Consider the following 17800-nt stretch of genomic DNA (forward strand, 5'->3'; position numbering starts at 1 on the left):
TCTGTGGACGGGCGCGGACACCGATTCTCCAGGTAAGGCGGCGGCATGGTCGACAGCAGTTCCCGCGGACATCGCTTGATGCCCGCGCGCACGAGCGAACAGATCCGCGAGTGGTGCGATCGTTCGGCGGTACCGGGCGAGCGGCGCGAACTGTCGGACACCGCGGCGCTGCTCATCGCCTCCGGATACCTCACCCCGGGTGGTCGTGCGATCGTGGTGCGCCGGATCTCCACCGGTCGGCCGATGCCGTCCATGTCCGCGGGTTTCGGCGATCTGCGCCGCTTGCAGCGCGCGATCGTCCAGATCGAACACCAGTTGTCGAGTCCGGTGGTGCCCGGTGTGGTCGCGGCCGTGATGCGTAACAGGCTCAACGGCCTGCAACGACGCCGCGAGGACGCACGCAAGCAGATCGTCGCCGGTAAGGGTGTGTTCGCGTCGGGGACCCGGGCGATCCGACGCGAGCGACGGGAGAACGTCTATCTCGAGATCGAGGAACGAGACCGGTTGTTCGCCGGGCTGCTGTGCACTCCGACCCCCAACGTCAACGCGTCGAGCTATGTCCGTCGCGCCGGCACCGCCGCGTTCGACCGGATCGCCGGCGTGGTGGGGCAGGTCGCCGCGAAGTCGGGCAACTCGCAGGCGGGGCAGTGGGCAGACCAGTTCCTGTCGGGCGTGCGCGAGACACCGGGCGGAGCGACTCAGACCGGCGCCCCCCGCGCCGCGGCCTTCGTCGACGGCTACGAGACGCTGCTGTTCATCACCGGTCACTACTACGACCGCATCCTCGGCAACCCCGCCTGGCGCTCCGACCACTTCGAGGTCCAGCGCACCCAGGTGAACCTGCACGCCGAGGTCGCCGAGATCGCCGCCGACGTCATCGCGTTGCGGGCGGTACGCATCGACCTCGACCGGGCCAAGCGCAACGGCGGCTTCGACCGCACCTTCGCCGCGCAGATCGATCAGCGTGAGACGACACTGCGACCGGTGTGGACCGAACTCATCGACCGTGTCCAGGCGCTCGGCGAGGTCGCGCATGTCGTCGAATCCGCGGCCGTCGAGCTGCAGGTCCTCGCCGAGTACAACAAAGCGGCGACCCTGGACGACCGCATCGACGCGTTGATCGCGCGGTCGGGCGACCGCGAGATCTCCGTCGACAACGCGAAACGGCTCACCGAACAGGTCCGCAGCGGCGAAGAGCAGTTGCGCATCTATCGGGATGTGTTGCAGGGCAACATCGCGCGGATCTCGCCGGCGGTGCCGCGCGAGTTACCCGCTCGCTACGAGCCGTCGTGACCACGTGCTGAGGTAGTCCTTCTCGGTGGGGGACAGCCGCCGCAGGGTGTGCTTCTCGATGTCGACGACGGCCATCTGCGTGCTTGCGACACACGCCGGACGACTGTCGGAATCTGCTCCGACACTCCGGATCGCGTAACCGATGGTGAAGTCCACTGAACGGAAACCCTTGATCCACATCCCGATTCGCAGCGGCGAGTCGTCGTGACGCAGCTGGGCCTGATATCGGATGTCGACGTGCATGATCATCGCGCTGGTGATCAGCGGGGCGTAGTCCTCGCCGGCGCTCAACAGCCACGCGATGCGCGCCTCCTCCATCAGCGTCACCATCCGCGCGTGGTTGATGTGTCCGAACGCGTCCATGTCCGACCAGCGCACCCCGACCTCGGCGACGAAGGCGAAGTCGTTCGGACCGAGTCCCGTGGTCGACGGTGGTTCGTGCCGCTGGGAACGCGCGTGGTGAACAGAAGGTGAAGTGGGCATCGTCGACTTTCCTCGGGGGTCCCGGTGCCCGCGAGATGCCGTGGTCACGACCTTCCACTCGGCTGAACGCCGGGTAGTCTGTGAGTCTAGATGTCCGCGTCGGGCCGATCCGGTCGGCGCGGACTCGCACGTGGTGACACGACGAGGTCCCGGGTGCACTCCGGGGGGATTGTCGGTGAGGGAGTTGGCGAGATGTCGAGGCGATTGATCGCGGGTCTGGTGTGCCTGATGGTGGGGATTCTGTCGACCCCGGCCATCGCCGACGCCGCTCCCAAACAGGTGGCGCGCATCGCCAAGTCCGAGAAGCTGAGTGCGCTGCGTACCGACATCTGGGTCTTCTCACCGGCGATGAACGAGCGGATCAAGCTGTCGGTCCTCACCCCGGTCGGCGGATCGACACCGCGGTCGACGGTCTACATGCTCGACGGCGCCGGCGCCGAGGGCGAGGTCAGCGACTGGATCACGAAGGGTCGCGCCGGACGCTTCTTCGCCGACAAGAACGTCAACGTCGTACTCCCCACCGGAGGCAAGGGCACCTTCTACACCGACTGGCAGAAGAAGGACGCCGCGCTCGGCAAGCCGATGTGGGAGACGTTCCTCACCAGGGAGCTGCCGCCGCTGATCGACGAACGGTTCGACGGCAACGGCCGCAACGCGGTCATCGGGCTGTCGATGGGTGGGCAGGCCGCGTTCTCCCTGGCCATCCGGCACCCGGAGATGTACACCGGCGTCGCCTCGCTCAGCGGCTGCCCGCCGGTGTCCGGTCCGGTCAACGAGGCCTACGTCCGTACGACGGTCGGTCGCGACGGCGGCGACGCCACCAACATGTGGGGCCCGTTCGGCTCCGCGGGCTGGCGCGCACACGACCCGAGTCTTCATCTCGACCGGTTGCGCGGGAAGAACATCTTCATCGCCGCCGGTTCGGGAGCCATCGGCCCCCTCGACCTCCAGCGTCAGATCGAGCCGGACGAGGGGCCGCGCGACGTCGTGACGGCATCCTCGTCGGCGCTCGAACTGGGTGCCTACCGCTGTTCGCTCGAGTTCGCCATCACGATGCGTGCCGCGGGGGTGCCCTACACCGACGGTTTCCGCCTCATCGGAACCCACACGTGGGCGTACTGGGAGCGCGACCTCGCGGCCCTGTGGCCGACCATCGGCCGGGGGCTCTGACCGGCTCGGGGTCCAGGATCAGCTCCGGGGACCGTCCCAGCTCTCGGCGAACTGCAGGAACACGTCGTCCTCGGCGGCGTTGGTGACGGTCACCCGCACGCCGTCGCCGTCGAACGGGCGGACCACCACCCCGGCGTCGACGCAGGCGCGCGCGAAGTCCATCGACGCCGCTCCCAGGTCGAGCCACACGAAGTTGGCTTGCGAATCGGGGACCCGGTAGCCCGCGTCGCGCAGTCGTGCGGTGACGCGGGCCCGTTCGGCGACGACCGCGTCGGTGCGGGCCAGCAACTGGTCCCCGGCGTCGAGGCTGGCGAGCGCGGCGGCCTGGGCGACGCTGCTGACCGAGAACGGCACATGAACCTTGCCGAGGGCGGTGATGACCTCCGGATCGGCGATCGCGTAACCCACGCGCAGCCCGGCCAGCCCGTACGCCTTCGAGAAGGTGCGCAGCACCACGAGGTTGCGGAACTCGCGTCGGAGTTCGAGTGCGTCGTACGCCTGACTCGACGGCAAGCGCAGGTATTCGAAGTACGCCTCGTCGAGAGCGACGATGACGTCGGACGGCACGTTCTGCAGGAACTCCCGCAGGTCGGCTGCCTCGACCACGGTCCCGGTCGGGTTGTTCGGATTGCACACGAAGATCAGCCGCGTGCGGTCGGTGATCGCGTCGGCCATCGCGCGCAGGTCGTAGGTCAGATCGCCGGTGAGCGGGACCTGGACCGGTGTCGCGCCCGCGACGCGCGTCGCCAGGGGATAGGTCTCGAAGGACCGCCACCCGAAGACCACCTCGTCGCCCGGTCCGCTGGTGACGAGGATGAGGTTCTGGCAGAGGATGACCGACCCGCATCCCACCTGGACCTCGTCTTCGGTGACCCCGAGGCTCTTGGCCAGCGCTGCGGTCAGCTCCACCATCCCGTTGTCGGGGTAGCGGTTCACGGCTGCGGCCGCCGCGCCGATCGCCTCGACGACGCTCGGCAGCGGACCTTCGGTGACCTCGTTGCTGGCGAGCTTCACCGCTCCCGGAAACGTCTTGCCCGGTACGTATACGGGAAGGTCGTCCAGGTCGGGGCGGATTCGCAGGCTCACCCGACCAATGTAGGCCGCGACCCCTATGAGGCAGAAACCGGCTCTGACCAACCGGTTTGCTTGTGGACGCGAAGGGTGTGTAACCTTTCGACTCGGCAGTTCGAAAGGACTCCGCCAAGGAGGCGTGCCAGAGCGGCCGAATGGGACTCACTGCTAATGAGTTGTCTCGCTAAAACGGGACCGGAGGTTCAAATCCTCTCGCCTCCGCCACCGCAGTCGGCCGACGGCGGTACAACTGAATAGCACGCGCCCGTAGCTCAACGGATAGAGCATCTGACTACGGATCAGAAGGTTTGGGGTTCGAATCCCTACGGGCGCACAGAGAAACCCCCTCCACCAGCACAATCCGGTGGAGGGGGTTTCTGCTATCCCGCACCACCCACGGAAAACCCACGAGAAACCGGCGCGAACTGATCAAGCACGTGCCGGACGTCCGGGCCGACAACCGTCTTCTCGATGTAGTGCACCCGGGTCACCGCCGGGCCGGAATGGCCAAGCTGCGCCGACGCGGTCTCGATGTCGGCGGCACGTTCCAGCGCGGTCGCGACGGTCTTGCGGAACACGTGCGGTGTCACCCACTCGAAGTCGTCGCCGCGAGCATCGCGGAACTGCCGCCGAACGTTGGCCGTCGAGCGCGGCCCACCGGTACGCGACGGGAACACCAGATCCTCGTCGGTGGGAAGGTCGCGCGCGAGCTGCCGGCGCAGCGCGGCCGCGGCGAACGACGGCAGGATCATGGTGCGCCGGGACGAGTCGGTCTTCGGCTTCTCCTGGCGGTGGTTGCGGACGATCGTGCCGCAGACAGTCACGGTGGGTGGGTTCGCTGCGAGGTCGACGTCGGAGCGCCGGATCGCCAGTACCTCGCCGATCCGCGAGCCCGTCCCGACCATCACGTCGATGATCTCGGGGAGGTCGAGCCCGCGGGGTGCGCCGAACTGGTTGGCGCCCGACCACTCGGCCACGTTCGCGCGGAGTGTGGCGACCTCGAGCACGGTCATCGCTCGGACCGGTTTCTTCGCCGCGGCGCGCTTCGAGGTCTCCCGGACCGGGTTGTGGTCGAAGACGTCATGGCGCGTCGCGAGGCCGAACATCCCGGTGAGCACGACACGGCACACCTTCACGTTCGCCGGCGTCTTGCGCGCCTTGACGAACTGGTCGAGCAGGCCGACGGTCACTTCGCCGAGGCGGACGCTGCCGAGGGCGGGCAGCACGTGGACGTCGATGGCGGACTGGTAGCGGTCGATGGTCGACTGGCTGTGCTCGCCGTCGTTCGCGATGTCGGCGATCCACACCTTCGCGAGGGTCGCGATGGAGGTTTCCCGGTCGACGAGTCCGTCGCGCGCAGGAGCGGCGCGATCGCGGAGCGCTTCGACGAGCGCGCGTTCGGCGGCCGCGCCGGACTTGCCGAACCGTTCGACCGGGCGGGTGACGCCGTCGAAATCGCGGTACTGGGCGCGGGCACGCCACCGTCCGGGCGTGATCTCTGTGCGCGTGATCTTGCCCCAGGTGCCGAGGGGGAGTGGTGGGCGCGCCATCAGGTGGGTCGATTCATGGTGGGGATCTCCGTTGGGCTCGGGTAGATCGGATGCGGCGCAGGCGATTCACGAGCTGTGGTGAATACGCTAACGCTTCGGGGTCGTCGAGCAGGGTGTTCACGCGCTGCCAGAATCGGGTGACCGACATGTCGAACTCGTTGCGGATGGCGTCCGCCTGGTTGCCGCTGTGGTTCCAACGCTGCGCGGCGAAGTCGAGCACGGCGCGGTCGTCGTCGGTCACGCGCCGAACTCCGGCCCGTCGGGATCGGCGGCCTCGGCTGCGGCGTCCTGGATGTCGCGCACTCGTGGTCTGTCGTCGGTGTAGCGAACGCAGACCACCTCACCGTTGACTCTCATCACTCCCGCGATCTGACGTTCGTCGGTCATGCGACTCCCCAATCCAGGTCTAGCTGGTTCTCGATGTGTGCGAGTTCCCACGGCTCGAGGTGAGCGAGGCGGGTTCGTACGGTCGCCGGTTCAACCCACAGCATGTCGGCGAGGTTGGCGATGTTGGGATGGCGGTTCCACCGGAGTGCGTCGACGAGGTCGTCGAGGTCGATCATTCGCTCGGCAGTGAGCCGGTCGACGCGACGTTCCTCGACCTCGTCGGCGGGGATGATGCCCCGTTCGATGTGGATCGTCTCGTGACAGACGACCACGCGACGCTGCGACTGACAGAGCCGCTCATCCATCCAGATCACCCCGACACCGTCGGTGACCGCACGCAAGGCGCCGGGCAGTCGGGTCCACACCACCTTCACGTGCGGGTGATGGTCGGCGAGGTAGCGCCACGGATTGAACATGTCCTAGTTCGTATCGCGAGGCACCGACAAAGCCGTTGTGTGACCAGGGATTACACGATTGTCATTCGCCGGTATGGTCGTCGGGGTCCTGGGAGAACTCGTCCTCAGTCGGGGGCGAGTCGATCCCCTTCGGGCCACCGGAATCAGCGGCCACAGGCAGATCCATCGGTGGGTAGGCGGGCGGGTCAAGGTCCTCGGGTTGATTGGGAGGTGTCAAGGATCGGCCCTTGCCCAAGCTCGCTCGGGTGCTTGTGATGCGCCGGCCGACGCTGCGAATCTGGTGCCGGCTCGGCCGAGGCGGCAGGCTCCCCCTGCCTCGGGTCTTCTGACCTTCAGGCGCTTCGCCCGAGCGGCCCGCAGACGTGGATTCCGTCGCGATGTCATCTACTTCTCCTTCGTCGATGTCGCCGTGCCGGTCGACAAGAATGTCCTCGATCGCGAGATAGAGCTGGTTGTAGTGGTCCAGGGATGCTGGCCGGCGGGCTGGGACGGCGAGTGACTCCGCTACAGGGAAGATCAGCTCCTGAACTTCGTGGGACGGCCATGTCTCGGTGAGTTGCACGTACGCCTCAGCCAGAGCGTCCTTGTCGTCGAGCCACCAGGGGTCGTCGGACGGGGCGTTGGGATCGCCCGACGCAACGCCGAGTACCTCCATGACCTGTTCTGTCGATATCCACAGTCGTTCGCGGTCGTTCTTTTCCTCCCGCAGGCGCTCCACGTTTCGAGTCATCTCTTCGACGAGCAGATCAATTGCGGTGTTCCGCATTGAAGTCAGTCTCTGCGCTGTCTGCGTCGCGGTCTCTTCGCTGAGGTCCACAAGGTACGCGTGCTCCTGGAACGCGTCTGTGACGGACTCGAGCGATGTGTGCAGATGTCGAAGCGCGTCGAAGTACCCAAGCTGTGGCGCGCGCGATGTCGCCTCGGCGATGACTGCCCCGGCTCCGACGCCGGCACTCTTGCGTGGCTGGCCAATTGAGCCCGGCTCGAGCCCGGCGAGGATCTTGTCGACGCTCTCGCGTGACCACTGGAGCGCTCGCTCGAGATCGCGACGCTTACTCGTGCTGAGCGTGGTCGTTCGGCTGTTCTCGATCTCTCGTACTTTCGCAGCGCTCGGTCCACCCGCGTCTTGCACGTCCTTCTGCGTCATGCGCAGTTCGGTGCGGCGACGCCTGACGTAGGCCCCGAGTCGCTCCCAGTTATCCGGCGATTGCATGTCTCCCATCGTTGCCTAACAGGGCATGACAGGTCTAGCGGGCATACGACAGGTTTATCGCTGGAAGTATTCGAACATCGGTGATTACACGTCTGTCATTTCACAGCTCAGGGGACAGAAATAGACAGATCTATCGATCTAGCGTTGCACCTGTCGCAACCTGTCGCTATGGTTAGCGACATGAGCGATAAGGCTATCGGGGCACAGGTTCCCATCCGAGCGCTACGAGTCGCCTACGGGCTCTCCGTGAACGATCTGATCGAGCGCATCAAGCAACACGGCGGTCCGGCCAAGCTGCACCCGGACACCATCCGCAACGTCGAACTGGGCTACAAGCGGGCGTCCGCCCCCCTCATGACCGCCTGGGCGAAGGCGCTCAATCTGACCGCGCTGGACGTCTACCAACCCGAGCCCATGAAGTCCTCGCAGGAACGGGTCGCCTGATGCCCGCCGCGGTGTGGCGCCCGTCGATCCGCGAGATGTACCCGGTCCTCGGGATCGAGAAGTTCCGACGCAACGGAACAGTCGCTGCGGTTGTGGAGCTGCCCGACGGGTCGACGTGCGAACTCACCGCGATAACGGACGACATCGAGGTGCGGCCATGAGCACCGAACTCCTCGACGCACTGCGCCGGAATCCGCTTCGGCAGGAGTGGGTGGACGAACTCCGCGACCTCCTCGACCTGATGGAGAACTTCTCCGACAACGACCAGCGTGCCCGGTTCCTGCTCTCGTCGAACTTCCTCCGGGACAACGGGGGCGCGATCGCTGAACAGTCCCGTCGCCTCGACGTCGAACTCGGCGGCTACACCATCTTCGAGGTTGCCGTCGCGTGTGACTCCGGCTGCGGCCGCGAGGTGACGCATCACGGCGTCGCCGCGACTGACGTCGACGCCGCAGCCCGGATCGCGCGGGAACGGATGGTCGCCGAGGGATGGGCGGAGGCTGACGGTTTCCATTGCCGCGCCTGCCTTCTCGCCCGGTCGGGCTGGCAGTCGCAGCCCGGACCCGACGAGGCCGGCCGCGCGATGAGCGTTGAGGCGATGCCGCACCAGGACCGTTCGGGCATTGTCCGCGCGCTGACCGCGGACTTCCACGACCACAGTGCGCCCGAACGGTGCAGGTGCGCTGCGCGTGACTCGGGGACCTCTCACCCCCTGGCGGTCGCGCAGGCCGGGGCAGGCGGGGAAGCCGCCCCGGTCACCAACCTCCCGCAGCACTGAAATGCCCGCCTCGGTGCGGACACACCGGGCGGGCCAGAACAACGATTGGAGAAGTTCGTGAGCAACGATATCACCAACTACGGCGTCGACCCCTCGCCGTTCGACACGATCAGACGCGCGCGACCCGACGGTTCGGAGTACTGGTCCGCGCGTGACCTCATGGCACCGCTCGGCTACGGCGCCGAGTGGCGGAACTTCGCGGCGGTGATCGACAAGGCGCGGGTCGCCGCCAGCAACCAGGGTTACACCGCCGCAGACCTTTTCGTCGGTGTCACCGAAAAGGGTGGCGGTCGTCCACGCGAAGACTTCGAACTGGCGCGCTTCGCTTGCTACCTGGTGGCGATGAACGGGGACCCGCGGAAGCCCGAGGTCGCTGCTGCGCAGGCCTATTTCGCCATCCGAACCCGGGAGGCCGAGACGTCCGCTCCGGCGCTCACCGGACCGGAGCTGCTCGCCGCCGCTGTGCTGGAATCCCAGCGCGTCATCGAGCAGCGCGAGGCCCGCATCCATCATCTCGAGCAGGTCGTCACCGAGCAGGCCCCGAAGGTCACCTACGTCGACACGTATGTCGCTGACGCGGACCTGCTCTCGTTCTCGACTGTCGCCTCAACGAACGGCATCACCGAAAAGGCGTTGCGGAACCTCCTGATCGAACGCGACTGGATCTACTCACAGACGGACTCGCGTTGGTCCGAGTCGAAGCAGAAGAAGACAATTCGAAACCGGTACAGCGAGAAGGCCTCGCACAAGCGGCATTTCCGCCGCGTCGAAACGCACGAGGCGCCGCGGTTTCGTGGCTCCGAGGTGATGCACACCCTGAAGATCACACCCCAGGGCGCCGAGGCGATTGCACGCCTGATCGCGAGGGCGGCATGACTCACATCCTGTTCGACGAGGCGCTCGTCCCGATTGAGACCGAGCACGGCGACATTCACCTGACGACCGGCACCGGGCCCGCGGGCCCGCGGATCATCATCGCGACCCACGGTCCCGAGACCGCCGACATCCATCTGACCGCTGGCCAGGCGTACGCGCTGATCTTGCAGCTGTTCGCCGCGATCTCCCGGACGGCCAGGAGACGACTGGGAGGCAGACGATGATCAGCCGCGAAGCGCTCGACGAGCTCGGTGTCGCAACCGATCTGCAGACCGCCGCCGAGGCCCTCGGTATCTCGAAGTCCGCAGCGTACAAACTCGCTGCCGCAGACGACTTCCCAGTTCGCGTCATCCGGATCGGAACCCGCTACTCCGTGCCGACCGCGGAACTCCGCGAGGTACTGCTCGGCGAGACGCCGCCGCCGGCCGACGAGATCCTCGCCCGCCTCGACCGCATCGCCGCGTCCAATGACGAGATCGTCCGGATCCTCCGCGTCCTCACCGTCAACACCACACACCTGAAGGACACCGCATGAACACGCTTCTCGACATCGTCTTCGTCCGCAGCGCTCCGACGCCGGACTCGTTCTTGGTCGCGATGTTGTTCTGGGGCGCCGTCACCCTCGTTGCGTCCAGCTTCGTTCCGCCGATCGCGCGGTGGTTGACCGACCGCGACCTCGAACAGCTCGACGACGACGATCTCGAGTTCACTCAGGTCACGCGAGGCGAGATCCGATGACCGCGACGATTCCGACAACTCTCCGCATCGACACAACCGCGGATCTCGAACTCGGCCGCGACCCGATCGAGGACTGGATCAACGTCGCGTCGGTGCGGCCGGCCACGATCACCCCGCTCGCTCTCGACGACGGACCGGGCGCCCGGATCCGGTTCGCCGTCGAGCTCGGCGCCGTCGCCGACACGGCCGAGGTGATTGTCCCGTTCACCGACCTGGCCGAGTACGTCGACCAGGTGCGGGAAGGCGAACTCGACGGATTCGAGGACGCACTCGACCACCGGCCGCCCCGGGGCCGGTCCCGCAAGTACACCGACGCCTACACCCTTGGTGAGGTCGAAGCGCGAGGGAGAGCCGAGTGACCATTCCCGCCGAAGACGGCATCTACGAGGGCATCTCGGACCTCGACTATCACGGCGATCCGCACTCACTGTCCTCGTCGGGGGCGCGCACGCTCCTCGAGGCTGGCGGGCCCGCGAAGTTCATGTACGCCCCGCGGGTCGAGAAGTCGGACTACGACTTCGGGCACGTCGCGCACGCGCTGATCCTGGGGGAGGGATCGAGCATCGCGGTCATCGATGCGAAGGACTGGCGTACGAAGGCGGCGAAGGAGTCCCGCGACGCGGCGCGCGCCGACGGGCAGGTCCCGGTCCTCGCTGACACGTACGCCCAAGGCGAGCAGCTCGCGCTGGCCGCGAAGACCCATCCGCTCGGCGAGCTGCTGTTCGCCGAGGGCGTGCCGGAGCTGTCGGCGTACTGGCATGACGAGCAGACCGGGATGCGGTTGCGGTGCCGGCCGGACTGGATGACCGGCCCGCTGATGGTCGACGTCAAGACGACGAAATCGGCTGCACCCCGGGACTTCGCGAAGTCGTGCGCCGACTACGGGTACCACCAGCAGGAAGCGTTCTACCGCGACGGACTCGCCGCGCACGGCATCGACGCCCAGTTCCTGTTCTTCGCGATCGAGAAGACCCGCCCGTTCCTGTGCTCGGTCATCGAACTCCCCGCCGAGGCCGTCGCCCTCGGCCGATCCCTCAACCGCGTCGCCGTCGACCTCTACGCCGACTGCGTCACCAACGACCGGTGGCCCGGATACCCGGAGATCATCCACCGCATCGAACTTCCCGAGTGGTCCTACCGGGCCGCTGAGTACACCCTCCGCCAGCACGAAAGGCAGTACGCATGACCTCCACCGATGTCGCCCACACTCCCGCTGACGATTCGCTGTCGGTCCTCCCGCCGGCACAGCCGATGCAGTCGCAGTCCGTTGCCCAACTGATGGAACACGCGAAGGCGATGGACACCGCCTACCAGCTGGCCGAGGCCATGTGTGGGACCGCGCTCGTCCCGTCGACCTACCGGGGGAAGCCGCAGGACGGAACCGCCGCGATCCTGTACGGCGCAGAACTCGGTCTCACTCCGATCCAGTCGTTGCAGCAGATCTTCGTGGTGCACGGCACCCCGAGCATCTACGCGAGAACCATGGTCGCGCTGCTGAAGTCGCGCGGCTACAAGATCTGGACCGAGGCGGCGTCGCCAACGTCGGTGACCGTGATGGGTGAGGCCCCGGACGGACAGGCCGAAGCGTCGACCTGGGACATCGAGCGCGCCACTGCCGCGGGGTTCGTTCCGACCATCGACGAGAAGACCGGCGAGTACAAGCTGAACTCGAACGGGAAGCTTGCCGGCAACATGAAGTACCTGACGCAGCCCGAAGAGATGCTATGGGCGAAGGCGGCAGCTACGGTCTCTCGGCGCCTCGCTCCCGACGTGCTCCTCGGCATCGCCTACACGCGAGAGGATCTCGAATCCGAGACCCCGCAGGAAGCGCCGCGCCGCATCCCCAATGAGGCGACCGCCCCCGGTGTCGACGACCTCCGCAAGCGCTTCGGTATCGCCGCAGCGCCGAAGTCCGCACCCGAGCCCGAGGCGCCGGCCACTGAGGCCGCCGAAGCGGTGGGGGAGTCGACCGAGTCCGACACCGCCGCACCGTCGAAGGACGACCTCAAGCGGTTCACCGCGCTATTCGCGCGCGCCGGGATCACCGGGAACGCGGCCGCGGCGAAGGCGAAGCGGAAGACGGTCACCGAGAAGCTGATCGAGCGGACCATCGAGGACGACACCCCGCTGACCGCCGACGAGTGCCTGAAGGTGGTCGAACAGCTCGAGGCGCTCGTCGCGCAGGGTGAGGCCGACGGCCGGGGCGACGCCGCCCTCGTCGACACCGTCGCGGCGCTCATCGAGGAAGGCGACGCCCAGTCGGAGCGGACCCGTGACTGACAACCCGTATCGCGTCCGCGCGATCCACTACGCCGACGGCGAGGTCGAAGACCTCGATGCTCTGCGCCGTGAGGCCGCCGCCGCCGAGGCGTGGCGGCGGTCGGCGGGCAACGCGGAGCGGCTCATCGAGCGCATCAAGTCTGGCGATCTGGTCTGGAGCGGAACGGCGTGGACCGCCCCGGAACGCATGGTGGAACCCGTCGACCACACCGACCCCGAGCAGATCCGGCGCGCGGCCGGCGTCGTCGAGGGCATCGGAATGGACTACGGGAGTCGCCGCCCAGACGCGGTGAGGTTCGACGCGGTGGGTCTGCGTCACCGCGCTGAGCAGATCGAGGCGCGCTTATGATCACCGGCGCAGTCGCATTCGTCGACACCGAGACGACCGGCCTCGACCGAAGCGCGGAGATCTGGGAGTTCGCGGCGATCATCCGCCGCGGCGACGGCAGCGAGTCTACGGTCCACATCCACATCGAGCACGACATCGAAGCGGCGCAGGGGCTTCCCGAGCGCTTCCGCGACGATCACAATCGGCGGTTCGGTGCCATGGGCGACGTCCTGTGGGCGCGCGACTGGTTCGATGCGCTGTGCGCGATCGGCGGGCGATGGGTGGGGGCTCAGCCATGATCCACGAACTGAAGATCAACGAGCGCTGGTACTACCACGTCCGCGACCTCACGAAGAACGTCGAGATCCGCGTCCACGACCGCGATTACCAGGCGGGCGACACGCTGCTGATGACCGTGCCGGAGAAGCGGTGGCTGCGCGTCGAACGCAGGATCACCCACGTGTTGCCCGCAGGGCTCGCCGACGGCATTGGCCACGGGTACGTCGCCCTGTCCCTCGACGACGGCGGCAAGCTCGCGGAGGTCGAGGAGCGGGCACGCCGGGCTGAGAAATCGAACGCACCTCTGCGCGGGACGATCACGCGGCTGACGCGCGAGATTCGCGTCCTGAAGGAGTGGGCCGAGAACCGGGGTGTCGACGATGTCTGACGACGTGCAGGCCAACGCTCCGCGCGGTCACATCCTGACCGTCACGCAATGCGAGGACTTCGATCCCGAGTATCCGAGCTTCGAGTACTCGATTGAATGCCGGAACGTCGACAAGTGTGGCGGTTGGCAGGAATGCCGGGAGCCGCACGAGGTCGACGGCGTGTCAGCAGCGGACGGACCGTGGGACTGCGACGACGACGCGCCGTGGGAGGGGCTGGAAGAACTCGAGTTCCACGGCGTACTGCACACATGGCACTGGGGTCACGGCTGGACAGTGCCATACCCCGGATGCGTGGTAGCCGCGAACGACGCGATCTGCGACGACGCCCACGACATCGCCCTCGACCATGGTTGCGGCCGACACGAAGTCGACGACGACTGGGACGACGAGGATTGCCGCCTGATTCACGTCCGGGCCATCGCCTCATGATCCGCCGCCTACTCCGCCTCGCGCTCACGCCGTTCCGCATCGGCGTCCAGCTCGTCGGTCCGCGTGTCATGCCGTTCGCGTACCCGTTCGAGCAGGAGCCGGACGAATGACGCGGGCGCGGCGCATGATCCGCCGATCCTCGCGGCTCGCGCTCAGCGCCGCGCTCGCCTTCGGCGCCGGCTGGGCGTGGACCTACTACCGCAACGCTCGGGAAATCGAGCACAACACCGTTACCGGCACAGGAGCCGACCTATGACCCTGACCCTGACGGCCGACGAGGTCGACCTCCTCCGCGAGTGGCCGCGGTTCGCCGAGGCGTGCATCGTCAGCCCTGATGGTTCGCGCCGCATCCGCGAGTCGTGCGCGAGCGGTGGTGGATTCGGCCGAAACTACGAGATCAACGGCGGCAGGCTGATCGGCACCTGGTGCCGGTACGAAGTGGTCGAGACGTTCGGCCCGGATGCACGGCCCGATCTCGTCGGGCGTCCCGCGCGACTCCACTTCAACCCACCCCACCGCGAGGTGTCGATCACCCTGTCGCGCTTACAGAAGTGGGCCGATCAATTGCCGGGAACCTTCCGCGAGCGGGCGATCGTGCTCTATCACCCCAAGACTCGCGACCTCGACGCCCTGCATCGCGTCACCCTCGAAGCGCTGGACCTCCAAGGACGCCGCGATCTCGAGCAGGCCCGCGCCGAGTGGTTCACCGAGCCGCCGAGTAGCGCCGCCACACCGACCTCGCCACACTGCAGCGCCGACGATCACGCGGCGTGCTGGGCCGGACATGAACGACCGCCGAACTGTGTGTGTTGGCGAGACCTGAAGAACCGCCGCATCAGCCCCCGCGGCATCGTCGCCACCTTCCGCCCCGGCTGGTCCCCACATACCCGCAACACCAGCGCCCGCATCGTCGCACCCGTCGAGCACTACACCTGCGGTTGCGACTGCCACACCGTCGGATTCGCTGGCCAACAGCTCGATCTCTTCCAGGCGGTGTCCTGATGTCCGTTTTCGACACCCGTCTCGCCGCCTGCGCGATCGACATCCCCGGCATCCGCAACATGGTGCCCGCACTCCTACTGCGTGACGGCGCCTACGCGATCAACCCCGAACTCGACCGACACGATCGGCGAGTCACCCAACGCTGGATCGACAAGCGCGGCTCTGCCTTCCGGGAAGCCAACCGCGACCTGCTTGACAAGGAGAAGTGATGGGCGACACCACAATAGAGTGGACAGAGAAGACCTGGAATCCCGTGACCGGCTGCACGAAGGTAAGCCCCGGCTGCGATCACTGCTACGCCGAAACCCTCGCTGAGCGGTTCCGCGGCACGCCGGGTCACTACTTCGAGAACGGGTTCGACGTCCAGCTCCGCGAGAACAAGCTGACCGAGCCCCTGCGGTGGCGCAAGCCCCGGAAAGTGTTCGTCAACAGCATGTCCGACCTGTTCCACGACGACATCCCTGAGGCGTACATCGGGGCGGTGTTCGACATCATGGCGAAAGCGCCACAGCACACGTTCCAGATCCTCACGAAACGCCACGCGCGGATGCGGGCCCTGCTGACGAAGTGGGCAACCCAGGTGCCCGACGACCTCCCGCAGTACAAGGCGGCATTCCGGTCCCATCAGGCCCAGTGGGCAATGGTGAAGCAGTGGCCGCTGCCCAACGTCTGGCTGGGTGTCTCGACCGAGAATCAGCAGTGGGCCGACATCCGGATCCCCGCGCTCCTCGACACCCCGGCGGCCGTCCGATTCATCAGCGCCGAACCGCTTCTCGGACAGATCGAGCTCTCCAGTTCAGCACTCGGCCGCTACTACGGTGGCGACCCGCGCGAGGACGAGTCCGGTCTCGACTGGGTGATCGCCGGCGGCGAGTCCGGCCACGGCGCACGGCCGATGCATCCCGCCTGGGCGCGGTCCCTGCGCGACCAGTGCGTCGCGGCGGGGGTGCCGTTCCTGTTCAAGCAGTGGGGCGAGTGGGCGCCGCGGGGGCCAGACGATCTCGCCACCGGCGAGCGCGCCGACGTGTTCCTCGGTCGCGATGGACGTGGAACGTACTTCGCGAACCGCTACCGGGCCGACGTGCAACGGATGGTTCGCGTGGGGAAGAAGGCCGCCGGTCGCGAGTTATACGGCCGCACCTGGGATGAGTACCCAGGCGGTGATCGCTGATGCCGCAACGCATCCAGTGCACCACGGACGGGTCGCCGATCGAGGGCGTCTACGTCGGCCCGGACTCTGAGTGGGCCTGTCCGATCACGTTTAGCGACGTCGGCGGCCAGTACCCGAGCCTGACCATCCCGCAGATCGCGCGCATGATCGTCCGCGACTTCGAGGTTCTCGCGCGGCGCGGGCGCCTTGCGTTCCCGAGCTGGCGGTTCCTCGGCGGCGAGCGCGGGCCGGTCGAGTTCACCTACCCGTCGGTCGAACGCATCCGGTCAGAGCTCGCGGGGCGTGACCTCGTCTGCTGGTGTGAGCCGGAGATCGCCTGCCACGCCGACGTGCTCCTGGAGCTCGCGAACGGCGGTGCGTCATGACCCTCGCTACGAGTGCGGCCCTGGTCGACGCTTCCCAACGCCGGCCAGGGCCTGACCCCCGACCCACCGCGGTCGTGGGGACGAGGACTGCGAACGACCGTAGACCCCGCCCCCGACAGGTCCGCCGCGTCGGCGACGTCGTCAGCCGCCTCGAGAACGACGGCACCGTCACCTTCTGGCGCCTCCTCGACGTCCACCAGGACCGGTACGGATTCGTCATCACATCCGAGCAGGTGCGGTGATGAGCTACCAGTACATCGGACGGCACCGGCTCGAGCATGGTGGCGAGACCGTCGCGACGATCATCCGCCGCGCGACGTTCACGGGCCCCGAATGGCTCGCGAAGATCCTGGCCTGGCCGAACCCGTGCCTCGCACCGACGATGCCCGCGGTCGCCCCCGGCAACGTGAAGGCCGAACGCCAGGGGCGCAACAGCTTCGGCGGTGGTCGGTGAGCAGATACCTCGGGCCCCAAGACCCAGTCCACAGCCGTCGGATGCAGCCGCGGGAGCTGCCCGATCAGGTAGTCCGCGGGGCGGTGGCCGTCTGGCAGTCTCGAGACTTCCTCGCTGTGCTGTTCCGCGACGGCGACCACCGACGTCTGACGGTCAACCGCACCCAGTTCGACACCCGCACGAACAGGTGGCGCGACGGCATCACCTGGGACGAGCTGATGTCAGTCAAGGCCGAGTGTGGCTTCGGTGACCTGTGGGCCGTCGAGGTGTACCCACCGACCGCCCACACCGTAGATGTCGCTGCGATGCGCCACCTCTGGCTCCTCGACAGCGCCCCGCCCTACGCGTGGAAACGCGGTGACGCCAATGCCTGAGTGCTACGTCGTCGACTTCGCCCACCGCCGCGACGGCGGCCCACCGCTCATCGGCCCGTTCGACGACCACCTCGAAGCCCACATGGCCGGGCGCCGCGCGAAAGCCGGCCGATTCGACATCCGCACCGTCTACCCACCCGACGCCACCGACACCACACCCGCAGTCGACCTATGGGCACAGCCGGACGGCGGTGACTCGTGATGCCGAAAGGCGTGTTCCCGCACTGCGAGCGCTGCGGATCCCGAGTCCAGCAGTGGACCGTTCGGATCTGCGCCAGGTGCCGACTCAGCGAAGACACGAAGGAGGTGC

Annotated in this window: 32 protein-coding genes and 2 tRNA genes; 27 read left to right on the plus strand and 7 right to left on the minus strand. The window is 67.2% G+C overall.

Annotated features, from left to right (window positions below; translation table 11 throughout):
- Positions 1-45 precede the first annotated feature (45 nt).
- On the plus strand, positions 46-1293 hold the full coding sequence (locus KB201_RS05885; protein WP_065631217.1) for a hypothetical protein: 1248 nt from the start codon (positions 46-48) through the stop codon (positions 1291-1293).
- Here the strand turns inward: KB201_RS05885 and KB201_RS05890 are convergent.
- Positions 1267-1776, minus strand: a complete 510-nt coding sequence (locus tag KB201_RS05890) for a thioesterase family protein (protein ID WP_211538592.1) — start codon at positions 1774-1776, stop codon at positions 1267-1269. The genes KB201_RS05885 and KB201_RS05890 overlap by 27 nt on opposite strands.
- Positions 1777-1968: 192 nt before the next feature.
- On the opposite strand from KB201_RS05890, the gene KB201_RS05895 reads away from it, so the two are divergent.
- The gene (locus KB201_RS05895; protein ID WP_068972625.1) at positions 1969-2946 is read left to right on the plus strand and encodes an alpha/beta hydrolase family protein; all 978 of its coding nucleotides are present in this window, start codon (positions 1969-1971) and stop codon (positions 2944-2946) included.
- Between the two features lie 18 nt (positions 2947-2964).
- On the opposite strand, the gene hisC is transcribed toward KB201_RS05895, so the two are convergent.
- The gene (hisC, locus tag KB201_RS05900) at positions 2965-4032 is read right to left on the minus strand and encodes a histidinol-phosphate transaminase (protein WP_211538593.1); all 1068 of its coding nucleotides are present in this window, start codon (positions 4030-4032) and stop codon (positions 2965-2967) included.
- 118 nt (positions 4033-4150) lie between these two features.
- Between hisC and KB201_RS05905 the strand changes: the two genes are divergently transcribed.
- Positions 4151-4242: transfer RNA gene (locus KB201_RS05905), tRNA-Ser, on the plus strand.
- Positions 4243-4278: 36 nt separating this feature from the next.
- Positions 4279-4351: transfer RNA gene (locus tag KB201_RS05910), tRNA-Arg, on the plus strand.
- 46 nt (positions 4352-4397) lie between these two features.
- Here KB201_RS05910 and KB201_RS05915 read toward each other — a convergent pair.
- The 5 genes from KB201_RS05915 to KB201_RS05935 all read right to left on the minus strand — a co-directional run bounded on the left by KB201_RS05915 (position 4398) and on the right by KB201_RS05935 (position 7583).
- Positions 4398-5567, minus strand: a complete 1170-nt coding sequence (locus tag KB201_RS05915) for a site-specific integrase (protein WP_211538594.1) — start codon at positions 5565-5567, stop codon at positions 4398-4400.
- Positions 5568-5580: 13 nt separating this feature from the next.
- On the minus strand, positions 5581-5808 hold the full coding sequence (locus KB201_RS05920) for a DUF3263 domain-containing protein (RefSeq protein ID WP_211538595.1): 228 nt from the start codon (positions 5806-5808) through the stop codon (positions 5581-5583).
- Positions 5805-5954 (minus strand): hypothetical protein, encoded by a 150-nt coding sequence (locus tag KB201_RS05925; RefSeq protein ID WP_211538596.1) that lies wholly within the window; start codon positions 5952-5954, stop codon positions 5805-5807. Before KB201_RS05925 ends, KB201_RS05920 begins: the two co-directional genes overlap by 4 nt.
- Positions 5951-6370 carry a hypothetical protein gene (locus KB201_RS05930; RefSeq protein ID WP_249145160.1) on the minus strand — a complete coding sequence of 140 codons (420 nt, stop codon included), beginning with the start codon at positions 6368-6370 and terminating at the stop codon, positions 5951-5953. Before KB201_RS05930 ends, KB201_RS05925 begins: the two co-directional genes overlap by 4 nt.
- A gap of 61 nt (positions 6371-6431) precedes the next feature.
- The gene (locus KB201_RS05935; RefSeq protein ID WP_211538597.1) at positions 6432-7583 is read right to left on the minus strand and encodes a helix-turn-helix transcriptional regulator; all 1152 of its coding nucleotides are present in this window, start codon (positions 7581-7583) and stop codon (positions 6432-6434) included.
- A 180-nt stretch (positions 7584-7763) separates the two neighbouring features.
- Here KB201_RS05935 and KB201_RS05940 point away from each other — a divergent pair, with 180 nt between their 5' ends.
- The 23 genes from KB201_RS05940 to KB201_RS06050 all read left to right on the plus strand — a co-directional run bounded on the left by KB201_RS05940 (position 7764) and on the right by KB201_RS06050 (position 17692).
- A complete protein-coding gene (locus KB201_RS05940; protein WP_211538598.1) occupies positions 7764-8027 on the plus strand; it encodes a helix-turn-helix transcriptional regulator in 264 nt (87 codons plus the stop codon).
- Positions 8027-8188 (plus strand): hypothetical protein, encoded by a 162-nt coding sequence (locus KB201_RS05945; protein WP_211538599.1) that lies wholly within the window; start codon positions 8027-8029, stop codon positions 8186-8188. The genes KB201_RS05940 and KB201_RS05945 overlap by 1 nt, the downstream gene beginning before the upstream one ends.
- Entirely contained in the window at positions 8185-8805 is a 621-nt protein-coding gene (locus KB201_RS05950; RefSeq protein WP_211538600.1) for a hypothetical protein, read from the plus strand. Before KB201_RS05945 ends, KB201_RS05950 begins: the two co-directional genes overlap by 4 nt.
- 57 nt (positions 8806-8862) lie before the next feature.
- The gene (locus KB201_RS05955) at positions 8863-9681 is read left to right on the plus strand and encodes a phage antirepressor KilAC domain-containing protein (RefSeq protein WP_307848045.1); all 819 of its coding nucleotides are present in this window, start codon (positions 8863-8865) and stop codon (positions 9679-9681) included.
- Entirely contained in the window at positions 9678-9905 is a 228-nt protein-coding gene (locus KB201_RS05960) for a hypothetical protein (RefSeq protein WP_211538601.1), read from the plus strand. Before KB201_RS05955 ends, KB201_RS05960 begins: the two co-directional genes overlap by 4 nt.
- A complete protein-coding gene (locus tag KB201_RS05965; protein ID WP_211538602.1) occupies positions 9902-10216 on the plus strand; it encodes a hypothetical protein in 315 nt (104 codons plus the stop codon). Before KB201_RS05960 ends, KB201_RS05965 begins: the two co-directional genes overlap by 4 nt.
- Positions 10213-10419, plus strand: a complete 207-nt coding sequence (locus KB201_RS05970) for a hypothetical protein (RefSeq protein WP_211538603.1) — start codon at positions 10213-10215, stop codon at positions 10417-10419. The genes KB201_RS05965 and KB201_RS05970 overlap by 4 nt, the downstream gene beginning before the upstream one ends.
- Entirely contained in the window at positions 10416-10778 is a 363-nt protein-coding gene (locus tag KB201_RS05975; RefSeq protein ID WP_211538604.1) for a hypothetical protein, read from the plus strand. The genes KB201_RS05970 and KB201_RS05975 overlap by 4 nt, the downstream gene beginning before the upstream one ends.
- The gene (locus tag KB201_RS05980; RefSeq protein ID WP_211538605.1) at positions 10775-11605 is read left to right on the plus strand and encodes a PD-(D/E)XK nuclease-like domain-containing protein; all 831 of its coding nucleotides are present in this window, start codon (positions 10775-10777) and stop codon (positions 11603-11605) included. The genes KB201_RS05975 and KB201_RS05980 overlap by 4 nt, the downstream gene beginning before the upstream one ends.
- Complete coding sequence (locus KB201_RS05985; RefSeq protein WP_211538606.1) at positions 11602-12699, plus strand: hypothetical protein; 1098 nt, start codon at positions 11602-11604, stop codon at positions 12697-12699. Before KB201_RS05980 ends, KB201_RS05985 begins: the two co-directional genes overlap by 4 nt.
- Positions 12692-13048, plus strand: coding sequence for a hypothetical protein (locus KB201_RS05990; RefSeq protein WP_211538607.1), 357 nt, complete (start codon positions 12692-12694; stop codon positions 13046-13048). The genes KB201_RS05985 and KB201_RS05990 overlap by 8 nt, the downstream gene beginning before the upstream one ends.
- On the plus strand, positions 13045-13326 hold the full coding sequence (locus KB201_RS05995; protein WP_211538608.1) for an exonuclease domain-containing protein: 282 nt from the start codon (positions 13045-13047) through the stop codon (positions 13324-13326). The genes KB201_RS05990 and KB201_RS05995 overlap by 4 nt, the downstream gene beginning before the upstream one ends.
- Positions 13323-13694 carry a DUF3850 domain-containing protein gene (locus KB201_RS06000; RefSeq protein ID WP_211538609.1) on the plus strand — a complete coding sequence of 124 codons (372 nt, stop codon included), beginning with the start codon at positions 13323-13325 and terminating at the stop codon, positions 13692-13694. The genes KB201_RS05995 and KB201_RS06000 overlap by 4 nt, the downstream gene beginning before the upstream one ends.
- Positions 13687-14124 carry a hypothetical protein gene (locus KB201_RS06005; protein ID WP_211538610.1) on the plus strand — a complete coding sequence of 146 codons (438 nt, stop codon included), beginning with the start codon at positions 13687-13689 and terminating at the stop codon, positions 14122-14124. The genes KB201_RS06000 and KB201_RS06005 overlap by 8 nt, the downstream gene beginning before the upstream one ends.
- 106 nt (positions 14125-14230) lie before the next feature.
- Positions 14231-14380: a hypothetical protein gene (locus KB201_RS06010; protein ID WP_211538611.1), complete on the plus strand. Its 150-nt coding sequence runs from the start codon at positions 14231-14233 to the stop codon at positions 14378-14380.
- Complete coding sequence (locus KB201_RS06015) at positions 14377-15126, plus strand: hypothetical protein (RefSeq protein ID WP_211538612.1); 750 nt, start codon at positions 14377-14379, stop codon at positions 15124-15126. The genes KB201_RS06010 and KB201_RS06015 overlap by 4 nt, the downstream gene beginning before the upstream one ends.
- A complete protein-coding gene (locus tag KB201_RS06020) occupies positions 15126-15335 on the plus strand; it encodes a hypothetical protein (protein WP_211538613.1) in 210 nt (69 codons plus the stop codon). Before KB201_RS06015 ends, KB201_RS06020 begins: the two co-directional genes overlap by 1 nt.
- Positions 15335-16297 (plus strand): DUF5131 family protein, encoded by a 963-nt coding sequence (locus tag KB201_RS06025; RefSeq protein ID WP_211538614.1) that lies wholly within the window; start codon positions 15335-15337, stop codon positions 16295-16297. Before KB201_RS06020 ends, KB201_RS06025 begins: the two co-directional genes overlap by 1 nt.
- On the plus strand, positions 16297-16662 hold the full coding sequence (locus KB201_RS06030) for a DUF4326 domain-containing protein (RefSeq protein ID WP_211538615.1): 366 nt from the start codon (positions 16297-16299) through the stop codon (positions 16660-16662). Before KB201_RS06025 ends, KB201_RS06030 begins: the two co-directional genes overlap by 1 nt.
- Positions 16663-16736: 74 nt before the next feature.
- Entirely contained in the window at positions 16737-16904 is a 168-nt protein-coding gene (locus KB201_RS06035) for a hypothetical protein (protein WP_211538616.1), read from the plus strand.
- Positions 16904-17116 carry a hypothetical protein gene (locus tag KB201_RS06040; protein WP_211538617.1) on the plus strand — a complete coding sequence of 71 codons (213 nt, stop codon included), beginning with the start codon at positions 16904-16906 and terminating at the stop codon, positions 17114-17116. The genes KB201_RS06035 and KB201_RS06040 overlap by 1 nt, the downstream gene beginning before the upstream one ends.
- A gap of 41 nt (positions 17117-17157) precedes the next feature.
- Entirely contained in the window at positions 17158-17490 is a 333-nt protein-coding gene (locus KB201_RS06045) for a hypothetical protein (protein ID WP_211538618.1), read from the plus strand.
- Positions 17483-17692, plus strand: a complete 210-nt coding sequence (locus KB201_RS06050) for a hypothetical protein (RefSeq protein ID WP_211538619.1) — start codon at positions 17483-17485, stop codon at positions 17690-17692. The genes KB201_RS06045 and KB201_RS06050 overlap by 8 nt, the downstream gene beginning before the upstream one ends.
- Positions 17693-17800 lie beyond the last annotated feature (108 nt).

Origin of the sequence: Gordonia sp. SCSIO 19800 (assembly GCF_018132775.1) — a bacterium.
Taxonomy (GTDB): Bacteria; Actinomycetota; Actinomycetes; order Mycobacteriales; family Mycobacteriaceae; genus Gordonia; species Gordonia hongkongensis.